This window comes from Nonomuraea sp. NPDC059023 (genome assembly GCF_042740095.1).
Taxonomy (GTDB): domain Bacteria; phylum Actinomycetota; class Actinomycetes; order Streptosporangiales; family Streptosporangiaceae; genus Nonomuraea.
In genome coordinates, this window is the sequence record NZ_JBHYIO010000049.1 from 30,630 (window position 1) to 42,265 (window position 11,636).

Genomic DNA, 11,636 nt, shown 5'->3' on the forward strand with positions numbered 1-11,636 from the left:
GCTCAGACCTCGACACCGTTGACGAAGACCTTGCGCAGCCGCAGGCCGTCGGTGAACGCGATCTTGTCGGGCCCGGTGATCCCGGTGAAGCGGCACCTGTCCAGGCGCACGTCCGTGAGGTGGTCGGTTTCGAGGCCGACGAGGTTGAGCACGGCGTCGGCGCCGTCGATGCGGGTGTCGCGCATGGTGATGTTCCGCACCGACACCGGCAGGGTTCCCTGATCGGTGCTCGCGTAGTTCATGTTGACGAAGATGATCTCCCGGTCCACCCCGGAGCCGGTGAAGCCGCGGACGTGGACGCCGTCGACGTACGCGCCGCGCTTCTTGCTGGCCTTGATGTAGACGGGGTACTTGACCGGGTGGTTGCCGGGGAAGGCGGGGGAGTTGACGACACAGCGCTCGGCGAAGACGTGGCGCACGCCGCCGGACATCTCGCTGCCGACGGTGATGCCGCCCCAGCGTCCGGAGAACAGGCAGTCCTGGACGACGATGTTCTCGCTGGGCACGCCGACCCGGCGGCCGTCGGCGTCGCGGCCGGACTTGACGGCCACGCAGTCGTCGTTGGTGTTGAAGCGGCAGTCGTGGATGTGCACGTAGGAGGAGGCTTCGGGGTCGCAGCCGTCGGTGTTGTAGAGCGTGCTGACGACGGTGATGCGGCGGATGGTGATATTTCGTGAAAGGACCGGGTTCACCGTCCACATCGCCGGCTCCAGGATCGTCACATCCGAGACCAGGATGTTCTCGCACTGGACGAACTGGATCATCGCCGGGCGTAAGTAGTGCCCGGCGCCGAAGACCCGTTGCTCCACCGGCACGCCGTCGTCGCCCATCTTCCGCAGGGCGCGCTGGTCCGCGCCCTGCGGGCCGCCGCCGGCGTACCAGCTCTCCCAGGGGCCCTGGCGGGCCTGGCCGTCCAGGGTGCCCTTGCCCGTGATGGCGACGTCGCGCTGGCCGCGGGCGTAGATGAAGGGGGAGTAGTTGTAGCACTCGGTCCCCTCCCAGCGGGTGAAGACCACCGGCAGGTAGGCGTTCGGATCGGTGCTGAAGGCGATCGTGGCGCCCTCCGAGACGTGCAGCTCGACGCCGCTGCGCAGGTGGACGGCCCCGGTCAGGAACCGTCCCGGGGGTACGAGCACGCGCCCGCCGCCCGCGCGGTGGCACGCGGCGATGGCCCGGCGGAAGGCGGCGGTGCAGTCGGTGACGCCGTCGCCGGCGGCGCCGAAGGCGGTGATGTCCCACTTCCTGGCGGGGAAGCGGGGTGGTCTGATCCTGCGGAGAATGTGAGGTACTCGGTGCCATGGGTCCGATGAATCGGCATGTGCCGTACCCGGAATCATGCTGACAGCGCCGAGAAGCAAGACGGAACGTCGTGAAGGCATCAGTCCTCCACCAGAAGGGGTCGGATGTCTGGAGCCTAAATCACATTCGCTTCGCGAGGAAGTTAATTCGGCGGGAGCGCACGAGAACGCCGGCCGGAAGTGACCGGCCGACGTTCGTCGTGCCGACGCTCAGCTGAACTCGGCGAGCGTGCGCTCGGCCTCCTCCAGCCAGGAACGGCGGGCCGTCAGGGCCTCCTCGGCCTCCTTGACGTCCTTGGCCCGGCCGGCGGCCTCGGCCTTGGCCAGGCGCTTCTCCAACTGCTCGATGGAGGTGCGGAGCTGGTCGACGGTGCTCTGGGCACGGGCGCGGGCCTCGGGGTTGGAGCGCTTCCACTCCGCGTCCTCGGCTTTACGCACGGCCTCGTCGATCTTGCGCAGCCCGCCCTCCAGCCGGTCGCGCTGCTCGCGCGGCACGGGACCGACGGCCTCCCAGCGCTCCAGCATGTGGCGCAGCGCGCCCCGGGCGGCCCGCGCGTCGGTGACCGGGAGGATCTTCTCGGCCTCGACGAGCAGCACCTCCTTGGCCTCCGCGTTGGCCGCGAGCGACGCGTCCCGCTCGGCGAAGACGGCGGAGCGGGCCTGGAAGAACACGTCCTGCGCGGCCTTGAAGCGGGCCCACAGCTCGTCCTCGGCGTCGCGGGAGGCCCGTCCGGCCGACTTCCAGCGCTGCATCAGCTCGCGGTAGACCGAGGCGGTGGGGCCCCAGTCGGTGGACTCCGCCAGTGCCTCCGCCTCGGCGACGATGCGCTCCTTCTCGGCGCGCACGCCTTCGCGCTGCTCGTCGAGCCCGGCGAAGTAGGTCTTGCGGCGCTTGGCGAAGGCCGTGCGGGCGGCGGACAGCCGCTTCCACAGGCCGGCCTCGGTGGCGCGGTCGATGCGGTCGGCGGCCTTCCACTCCTCGACGAGCTGGCGAAGCCGCTCGCCGCCGGACTTCCAGTGGGTGGTCTCCTCGGCGATGCGCTCGGCCTCGGCGACGATGCGCTCCTTGACCGCCTTGGCCTCGACGCGCGCGTGCTCACGGGCGGCCTTGACCTCCTCGCGGCGGTGCGCGACCAGCTCCGACAGCCCGTCGAGGCGGGCGGTCAGCGCGGCCAGGTCGCCGATGGCGTGGGCGTCGGCGACGGCCTCGCGCAGCTTGACGATGCTGGCCTCGGCCTGGGCCGGCGCCAGGTCGGTGCCCTTGAGCCGCTGCTCCAGCAGCTGCACCTGCCCGGCCAGCTCGTCGTACTTGCGATGGAAGTAGGCCAGCGCTTCCTCGGGTTCACCGGCCTGCCAGGAGCCGACGGCCCGCTCTCCCTCAGCCGTACGCACGTAGACGGTGCCGTCGTCGTCTACCCGGCCCCACGGGTCGGTGCTCACCGTGTCCTCCCGCACTTTCCATCAGACCCTTCGGGACTACCCGTCCCTAGTTGTATTACGTCAGCTCTTGCCAGAGATTGTCACGTCTTTGAGTTGGAGGGTTTCCTTGGGCGCTCCCGTTCCGTCCGGACCCGGCGTGATAACGCCCGCCTTGTTCACCTTGTCGAGAATGTCGAGCCCCTTGGTGATCGTACCGACTGGCGTGTAATCCGGGGTGAGTCCGATGTCGCCGTATACCAGGAAGAACTGGCTTCCGGTGGACCCGGGCGCGCTCGTCTTGGCCATGGCCATCACACCGCGCTTGTAGGCGGCGCCCTTGAGGTTCTCCTCGGCCATCACGTAGCCGGGGCCGCCCATGCCGTCGGTCTGGCTCTTGCCGTCGGCCTTGGCCGTCGGGTCGCCGCACTGCAACATCGGGAACTTCTCGTTGCCCAGCCGGTGGCACTTGCTGCCGTCGTAGTAGTTCTTCTTCGCCAGGAACTCCAGCGAGTTGACGGTGCACGGCGCGGCGGCGTTGTTCAGCTCCACCTGGATGTCGCCCTGGTTCGTGGCGAACGTCAGTGTCTTGGTCGCAGGCTTCACGCTCGCCTTGGCCGGAGGCATGCCGACATCCTTCACGTTCCCATTCTTGTCGACCACATAGCCGCACTTGCCGGTCTTCGGGTCGAACGGCGCGGCCGCCGCGACCTGACTCGGCGAGGTGCTCGGCTGGGCCGAGTCCGAAGCCGCCGGCGTGGGCGAGGCCGCCGCCTCCGTGCCTGGCTCCCCGTTGAACAGGGCCACGGCGGCGACGATGCCGCCGACCACTACGACGACGCCTATGCTGGAGCCGATGATCGCAGTGCGCTTGTTACGCTGCTCGCGCTCGATGCGGCGCTGCATCTGCCGCTCGTAGTGCTCACGAGCCAGCTGCTTCTGCCGGTCCTTCCCCGTGGCCACCGCTTTGCCTCCCATAGTCAATCAACTGAGGTGGGCGAATCGTATCGGCCAATGGGTAATGGTTCGCAGCCCGGCGACCCGCACCGGTACCCTTCGGTTACATTCCCATTGGCTTTTTCAACGAGATCAGCTGAGGCAGATGCTCATCGCAGGGTTCCCCGCAGGGGCCTTCCAGACCAACTGTTACGTCGTCGCGCCCGCCGCCGGCGAGGAATGTGTGATCGTCGACCCTGGTCAGGACGCCGTGGAGGGCGTAGACGAGTTGCTGCGCGAGCACCGGCTGAAGCCGGTCGCGGTCGTGCTGACCCACGGGCACCTCGACCACGTCTGGTCCGTGGCCCCGGTGTGCGGCGCGCGTGACATTCCCGCGTGGATCCACCCGGAAGACCGCGATCTGCTGAGCGATCCCGCCAAGGGCTGGTCCGAGACCTCCGCGCAGTTGTTCGGCGGCATCACGCTGAGCGAGCCGGACGACGTGAAGGAGCTGTCCGACGGCGCCGTGCTGAAGCTGGCCGGACTGGAGCTCGTCGTGGACCACACCCCCGGCCATACCAGGGGGTCGGTGAGCTTCCGGCTGCCCGAGGACGAGATCATGTTCTCCGGTGACCTGCTGTTCGCCGGCTCCATCGGCCGCACCGACCTGCCGGGCGGCGACTATCCGACGATCCTGCGCAGCCTGGCCGCCAAGTGCCTGCCGCTGCCTGATGAGACGATCGTCCTGCCGGGCCACGGACCACAGACCACGATCGGCCGCGAGCGCGCCACCAATCCTTACCTCAAGGAAGCAGCGCCGCACGCCGGTCCCACCCGAGGGATCTAATGAGCTTCCAAGCACCAAAGGGCGTCAAGGAGTACGTTCCTCCGCAGGCCTCGACCTTCTACGCCATCCGCCAGGCGTTCGCCGAGACCGCCAGGCGCGCCGGCTACTCCTACCTGGAGACCGCGGTCTTCGAGGACACTCAACTGTTCGCCCGCGGCGTCGGCGAGTCCACCGACGTCGTCAGCAAGGAGATGTACACCTTCACCGACCGCGGCGGCCGCTCGCTCACGCTGCGCCCCGAGTTCACCGCCGGAGTGCTGCGCGCGGTCCTGGAGTACGGCCTGCACCGCGGGCAACTTCCGGTCAAGGTCTGGACCGGCGGCCCGGTCTTCCGCGCCGAGGCGCCGCAGGAGGGCCGCTACCGGCAGTTCTACCAGCTCGACCTGGAGGCCGTCGGCAGCGAGGACCCGGCCGTCGACGCCGAGACCATCGCGCTGGCCTGGCAGTGGTACACCGCGCTCGGCCTGACCCAGGTGCGCCTGCTGCTCAACTCGCTGGGCTGCGCCGAGTGCCGTCCGCTCTACCGCACCCGTCTGCAGGACTTCCTGCGCGGCCTCGACCTCGACGAGGCCACCCGCGCCCGGATCGAGATCAACCCGCTGCGCGTGCTCGACGACAAGCGGCCCGAGGTGCGCGAGCAGCTTGAGGACGCGCCGCTCATCGGCGACCACCTGTGCGCCGGCTGCAAGGCCTACCACGACCGCGTCAAGCAGCACCTGGCCGACCTGGACATCCCGTGGCAGGACGACCCCAGGATGGTGCGCGGCCTCGACTACTACACCCGCACCACCTTCGAGTTCGAGCACCCGCTGCTGGGCGCGCAGTCCGGCATCGGCGGCGGCGGCCGCTACGACGGCCTGTCGGAGGCCATCGGCGGGCCGCGGCTGCCCGGCATCGGCTTCGGGCTCGGCCTGGACCGCACCGTCATCGCCCTCGGCCGCGAGGGCATCGAGCTCGCCACCCCGCCGCGCTGCGAGGTGTACGGTGTGGCGCTGGGTGACGAGGCCGCCCGGACCATGTTCAAGCTCCTCGGCGACCTGCGCGCGGCGGGCGTCGCCGCCGACATGTCCTTCGGCGGCAAGGGGCTCAAGGGTGCGATGAAGGGCGCGGACCGCTCCGGCGCCCGCTTCGCGCTGATCCTGGGCGAGCGTGACCTGGCGGCGCGAGCCGTACAACTGAAAGACCTGACCACCGCTGAGCAGACCGAGGTGCCGCTGGCCCAGGTCGTGGACGTTCTGAAGGGGAAAGTGCAGTGATCCGCACGCATAAGGCCGGGGAGCTCCGCAAGGAGCACGCCGGGCAGCAGGTGACGCTCGCAGGATGGGTGGCCCGGCGCCGCGACCACGGCGGCGTGGTCTTCATCGACCTGCGCGACGCCTCCGGCTCGGCCCAGGTGGTCTTCCGCGAGGAGGACCACGCCCACGACCTGCGCGCCGAGTACTGCGTGAAGGTGGTCGGCGAGGTACGCGTGCGGCCCGAGGGCAACGCCAACCCCGAGCTGCCCACCGGCGACATCGAGGTCGTCGCCACCCAGGTCGAGGTGCTCAGCGAGTCGGCGCCGCTGCCCTTCCCCATCGAGGGCAACACCGGGGTGTCGGAGGAGGCGCGGCTGAAGTACCGCTACCTCGACATCCGCCGCCAGCAGGTCGGCAACGCCATGCGGGTGCGCTCCAAGGCCACCTTCCTGGCCAACCAGGTCATGGACGAGCTCGGCTTCGTCTACGTCGAGACGCCCACGCTCACCCGCTCCACCCCCGAGGGCGCCCGCGACTTCCTGGTGCCGGTGCGCCTGCAGCCGTCCAACTGGTACGCGCTCCCGCAGTCGCCCCAGCTGTTCAAGCAGCTCCTGCAGGTGGCCGGCCTCGAGCGCTACTACCAGCTGGCCAAGTGCTACCGCGACGAGGACCTGCGGGCCGACCGGCAGCCGGAGTTCACCCAGATCGACATCGAGATGTCCTTCGTCGACCAGGAGGACGTCATCGCCGTCGGCGAGGCGCTGATCGGCCGCGTGTGGAAGGAGATCCTCGGCTACGAGATCCCCGCCCCGCTGCCGCGGATGACCTACGCCGACGCGATGGCCCGCTACGGCTCCGACAAGCCCGACCTGCGCTTCGGCCAGGAGCTGGTCGACGTCACCGCGTACTTCGCCGACACCACGTTCCGCGTCTTCCAGGCCGACTACGTGGGCGCGGTCGTCATGCCGGGCGGCGCCTCCCAGACCCGCAAGGAGCTCGACGGCTGGCAGGACTGGGCCAAGTCGCGCGGCGCCAGGGGCCTGGCCTACGTGCTGGTCCAGGAGGACGGCACGCTCGGCGGCCCGGTGGCCAAGAACCTCTCGCAGCAGGAGCAGGACGGGCTCGCGGCCTTCGTCAAGGCGGCCCCCGGCGACGCGATCTTCTTCGCCGCCGGAGCCCGCAACTCCTCGCGCGACCTGCTCGGCGCCGCCCGCCTGGAGATCGGCCGCCGCTGCGACCTCATCGACCAGTCGCAGTGGGCCTTCCTCTGGGTCGTCGACGCCCCCATGTTCGAGGAGGACGGCGAGGGCGGCTGGACCGCGGTCCACCACCCCTTCACCGGCCCCAAGCCGGAGTACGCCGCCGACTTCCAGGACAAGCCGGGCGAAGCCCTGGCCTACGCCTACGACATGGTCTGCAACGGCATGGAGATCGGCGGCGGCTCGATCCGTATCCACCGGGCCGAGATGCAGCAGCGCGTCTTCGACGTGCTCGGCATCTCCAAGGAGGAGGCCGAGAGCAAGTTCGGCTTCCTGCTCGACGCCTTCCAGTACGGCCCGCCCCCGCACGGCGGCATCGCCTACGGCTGGGACCGCATCTGCATGCTGCTGTCCGGCGCCGAGTCGATCCGCGACGTGATCGCCTTCCCCAAGACGGCCTCCGGCTTCGACCCGCTCACCGGCGCCCCGACCGCCATCACGGCCGAGCAGCGCAAGGAAGCCGGCGTCGACGCCAAGCCCAAGGAGTAGCCGCGAGCGTGAGGTCCGCGTGAGATATGCCGATCTCGCCGCACCCAAGCCGCTGCGCCGCCACCAGCGACAGGCCCTGAACGAGCTGGAGGCGGCGTTCGCGGCCGGGCGGCGCCGGGCCTGGGTCGTGTTACCGCCCGGCACCGGCAAGACGCTCACGGGCCTGGAGGCGGCCAGAAGGCTGGGCGACCCGATCGTCGCCTTCGGCCCCAACACCGCCATCCAGGGCCAGTGGCTGGCCGAGTGGCGCGCCTTCGGCGAGAAGGCCCGCGCCGGCACCTCGCGCCTGCTCGGCGAGGACGTCACCGTCCTGACCTATCAGGCGCTGGCCAGTTTCGACCCCGACGCCGAGATCGACGAGGAGGGCGGCAGCCGGCCCTCCCACCTCGACCGGCTGCGCCCGGCGGGCCGCGAGCTGGTGGACCGCCTGGCCGCGCTCGGCCGGGTGACGCTGCTGCTCGACGAGTGCCACCACCTGCTGGACACCTGGGGCGAGCTGCTGGCCGAGGTCCTGCGGCGGCTGCCGGAGGCCGCCGTGATCGGGCTGACCGCGACCCCGCCCGACCGGCTCACGCCGGCGCAGGCCGAGCTGGTCGAGGAGCTGTTCGGGCCGGTGGTGCGCGGTCCGTCGATCCCGGCCGTGGTCCGCGAGGGCCACCTGGCCCCGTACGCGGAGCTGGCGTGGCTGACCTGCCCGACCGCGCACGAGCAGGCGTGGCTGGCCGCCGAGGCCGAGCGCTTCGCCGAGCTCACCACCGACCTGTTCGACCCCGGCTTCGCCACCGTGGGCTTCCTGCAGTGGCTCGACACCCGCCTCGTCCACCGCGGCGACGACGCGATGACCTGGCAGCGGCTCGAACGCCGCGAGCCCGCGCTGGCCGCCGCCGCGCTGCGCCTGCACCACGCCGGGCTGCTGCCCCTGCCGGAAGGCGCCCGCGTCCGTGAGGAACACCGCCACCGGCCCACGGCCGACGACTGGGTCTGCCTGCTCGACGACTACGTGCGCCGCTGCCTGCGGCGGAGCGGCGAGCCCGCGGACGCGGCGGCCGTCGAGGCGATCCGGCTGGCGCTGCCGTCGATCGGCTACCAGCTGACCGCGCGTGGCGTGCGGGCCGGCCGTACCCCGGTCGACCGGGTGGTGGCGCGCAGCGAGGCCAAGACGGTGGCGGTGGCGGAGATCCTGGCCGCCGAGCACGCCGCGCTGGGGGAGCGGATCCGCGCTCTGGTGCTGTGCGACCACGAGCGGGCCACCGCCACGCTGCCCGCGCGCCTGTCGGGCGTGCTGGACGAGCAGGCCGGGTCGGCCAGGCTGGTGCTGGAGACGCTGGCCGGCGACCCGCGTACCGCGCGGCTGCACCCCATGCTCGTCACCGGCCGCACGGTCGCCGCCCCGGCCGCGACGGCCGCGGCCTTCGCCGCGTTCTGCGCGGGTACGGCCCGCCTGGACCCGATCCCGCCCGGCGCGCAGGGCGTGGTCGAGGTGACCGGTTCCTGGAACAGCCGCGCCTGGGTCGCCCTCGCCACCCGCTTCCTGGAGTCCGGCGGCTGCTCGATCCTGGTCGGCACCCGGGCGATGCTCGGCGAGGGCTGGGACGCCAAGGGCGTCAACACGGTCGTCGACCTCACCGAGGCCACGACGGCCGGCGCGGTCGTGCAGATGCGCGGGCGCGGGCTGCGCGCCGACCCGTCGTGGCCGGAGAAGGTGGCCAACACCTGGTCCGTGGTGTGCGTCAGCGCCGAGCACCCCAAGGGGTCGGCCGACTGGGAGCGGTTCGTCCGCAAGCACGAGGGCTACTTCGGGCTGACCGACTCCGGGACGATCGCCGCCGGGGTCGCGCACGTGCATCCCGAGCTGTCGCCCTACGCGCCGCCTCCGGTGTCCGGCTTCGACCGGTTCAACGTGTCGATGCTGGAGCGGGCGGCCGACCGGGCCAGGGTGCGGGAGCTGTGGCGGGTCGGCTCGCCGTACGAGGACCTGCCGGTGCACAGCCTGCGCGTCGAGCCCGCCCGCGCCGCCGCCCGCCCGGCGGTGAGCCGTCCCGAGCCGCCGCGCGCGGTGCCCGCCGAACGCGGCATCAGCCCCCGCCCCCGTCTCGATCGCCGCCCGCACCTGCTCGCGGGCGCCGCCGGGTGGGTGGCGGGCACCGCCGCCTGGCTCGCCGCGGGGTTGGCCGAGGTGCCAGCCGTCATGGTCGCCGACGCGCTCCCGCTGGCGCTACCCGGCGGGCTGCCGCTCGGCGCCGCCACTTTCCTCCTGGTACGCCGCGCCCGCCGCGCCACCGCGGGACAGGCGGCGTTGCGCGAGGTGGCGGGGCAGTTCGACCTGCCCGCGATCGCCTGTGCCGTGGCCGACGCCCTGCACGCGGCCGGGCAGCTGCCCGAGGGCGCGCGGGGGGTGCACGTGGAACCGGACGGCGCCGGCGCCTACTGGATCGAGCTGCGCGGTGTCCCGGAGGACGCCTCGCGGCGCTTCAGCCTCGCGCTGGACGAGGTGCTGACCGCGCCGGTCGCGCCGCGCTACCTGGTGCCCCGGTACCTGGTCGAGCCGGGACGCCGGCAGGGGCGGGCGCTCATGGCGGGCCGCCCGGAGCCGAACGCGGTCGTCCACCACGCGGTGCCCGAGGTCCTCGGCGAACGCAGGAAGGACGCGCAGGCGTTCGCGAAGGCGTGGAACCGCTGGGTCAGCCTCGGCGAGCCGGTCTACACCCGCTCACCGGAAGGGGCGGGACTCCTGGCCGCGCAGGCGGGCGGCTCGCCGCTGGACGTCGCCACCGCCCTGCGCGTCACCTGGCGCTGAGCACGGTCTCCTGGGCACAGCCCGGCGATGGGCACGATCCGGCGCTGGGCACTGTCCGGCGGAGAGCACTGCCCGGCGCTGGGCACGATCCGGCGGTGAGCACGGCCCCGCCCGCCGCGGTTCCGATCGGCGGGCGGTAGCCGTACCGGCGATCAGAAGCGGACGGGAAGGCGTGACAGGCCCCGCACCACCGAGCCAGGCGGCCGCCACGCCAGCTCCTCCTGCGCGCAGTCCAGCGCGAGGCCGGGCAGGCGGGCCAGCAGCGTGCCGATGGCGATCCGCCCCTCCAGGCGGGCCAGCGGCGCGCCCAGGCAGAAGTGGATGCCGTGGCCGAAGGCGAGGTGGCGGTTGTCGCGGCGGGTGATGTCGAGCTCCCGCGGCGCGGAGACGGCGGCGGGGTCGCGGCCCGCGGCGCCCAGCGAGATGTGCACCATCGCGCCGCGCGGCACCGCCACCCCGGCGATCTCCATGTCCTCGGCGGCGAAGCGGGGAGTGGAGCGCTCGACCGGCCCGTCGAAGCGCAGGAACTCCTCGATCGCGTCCGGCAGCAGCTCGGGCTCGCCGCGCAGCAGCGCGAGCTGGTCGGGGTTGCGCAGCAGGGCCAGCATGCCGTTGCCGATGAGGTTGACCGTCGTCTCGTGCCCGGCGATCAGCAGCAGCGTGAGCGTGGACAGCAGCTCGCGCTCGTCCAGGTCGCCGCCGTTGGCCAGGGCGCTGACCAGGTCCTCGCGCGGATCGGCGCGCCGCTCGGCGACCAGGCGCGCGAAGTAGGCGTGCGTGTCGCGGGCCGCCTGCTGCCGCACCTTGGTGCCCTCGGGGTCGAAGCTGGGGTTGACCAGCCGCCCCGACCACTCGCGAAACAGCTCGCGGTCCTCGGCGGGCACGCCGAGCAGCTCGCAGATGACGATGATCGGCAGCGGGAAGGCGAACTCGCCGATCAGCTCCGCGCTGCCGTTCATCTCCATGGCGTCGATGAGCTCGTCGGTGATCTCCTGTACGCGCGGGCGCAGGGCCTCGACCCGCCGCGGCGTGAAGTCCTTGGCGACCACGCGGCGCAGGCGGGTGTGCTCGGGCGGGTCGACCTGGAGCATGTTCGACTGGAACAGCAGGTCGTTGGTGTCGGCGAGCTTGCGGAAGTAGTCGCCGAAGACCGTGATGTCCTTCGACAGTCTGGGGTCGTTGAGCGCGGCGCGCCCGACTTCGTGGTCGATGATCAGGAAGGCGTCCATCCCGGGCGGGAAGTCGATCGGATGGACGGGACCTCCGGCGCGCAGGCCGTCGTAGGCGGTGTAGGGGTCGCGGCTGAAGTCGGGAGCGAAAAGGAACTCGAACGGTAGTTTCTCCGGCACGGAGATCACC

Annotated in this window: 8 protein-coding genes; 4 read left to right on the plus strand and 4 right to left on the minus strand. The window is 71.7% G+C overall.

Going from position 1 to position 11,636, the window contains the following annotated elements; all coding sequences use genetic code 11:
• Nucleotides 1–2 precede the first annotated feature (2 nt).
• The 3 genes from ACFWYW_RS50735 to ACFWYW_RS50745 all read right to left on the minus strand — a co-directional run bounded on the left by ACFWYW_RS50735 (nucleotide 3) and on the right by ACFWYW_RS50745 (nucleotide 3,677).
• The gene (locus ACFWYW_RS50735; protein ID WP_379641327.1) at nucleotides 3–1,379 is read right to left on the minus strand and encodes a glycoside hydrolase family 28 protein; all 1,377 of its coding nucleotides are present in this window, start codon (nucleotides 1,377–1,379) and stop codon (nucleotides 3–5) included.
• Between the two features lie 129 nt (nucleotides 1,380–1,508).
• The gene (locus ACFWYW_RS50740; RefSeq protein WP_379624685.1) at nucleotides 1,509–2,738 is read right to left on the minus strand and encodes a DUF349 domain-containing protein; all 1,230 of its coding nucleotides are present in this window, start codon (nucleotides 2,736–2,738) and stop codon (nucleotides 1,509–1,511) included.
• A gap of 60 nt (nucleotides 2,739–2,798) precedes the next feature.
• Complete coding sequence (locus ACFWYW_RS50745; RefSeq protein WP_379624687.1) at nucleotides 2,799–3,677, minus strand: peptidylprolyl isomerase; 879 nt, start codon at nucleotides 3,675–3,677, stop codon at nucleotides 2,799–2,801.
• Nucleotides 3,678–3,816: 139 nt separating this feature from the next.
• Between ACFWYW_RS50745 and ACFWYW_RS50750 the strand changes: the two genes are divergently transcribed.
• Genes ACFWYW_RS50750 through ACFWYW_RS50765 form a run of 4 tightly spaced genes read left to right on the plus strand, consistent with a single transcriptional unit; the run spans nucleotide 3,817 to nucleotide 10,277 of the window.
• Nucleotides 3,817–4,497: an MBL fold metallo-hydrolase gene (locus ACFWYW_RS50750; protein WP_379624689.1), complete on the plus strand. Its 681-nt coding sequence runs from the start codon at nucleotides 3,817–3,819 to the stop codon at nucleotides 4,495–4,497.
• Entirely contained in the window at nucleotides 4,497–5,753 is a 1,257-nt protein-coding gene (hisS, locus tag ACFWYW_RS50755; RefSeq protein ID WP_379624691.1) for a histidine--tRNA ligase, read from the plus strand. Before ACFWYW_RS50750 ends, hisS begins: the two co-directional genes overlap by 1 nt.
• Entirely contained in the window at nucleotides 5,750–7,480 is a 1,731-nt protein-coding gene (gene aspS, locus ACFWYW_RS50760) for an aspartate--tRNA ligase (protein ID WP_379624693.1), read from the plus strand. Before hisS ends, aspS begins: the two co-directional genes overlap by 4 nt.
• A gap of 19 nt (nucleotides 7,481–7,499) precedes the next feature.
• Nucleotides 7,500–10,277: a DEAD/DEAH box helicase family protein gene (locus tag ACFWYW_RS50765; RefSeq protein ID WP_379624695.1), complete on the plus strand. Its 2,778-nt coding sequence runs from the start codon at nucleotides 7,500–7,502 to the stop codon at nucleotides 10,275–10,277.
• Between the two features lie 152 nt (nucleotides 10,278–10,429).
• Here the strand turns inward: ACFWYW_RS50765 and ACFWYW_RS50770 are convergent, their stop codons facing one another.
• A complete protein-coding gene (locus ACFWYW_RS50770; RefSeq protein WP_379624697.1) occupies nucleotides 10,430–11,626 on the minus strand; it encodes a cytochrome P450 in 1,197 nt (398 codons plus the stop codon).
• Nucleotides 11,627–11,636: the final 10 nt, after the last annotated feature.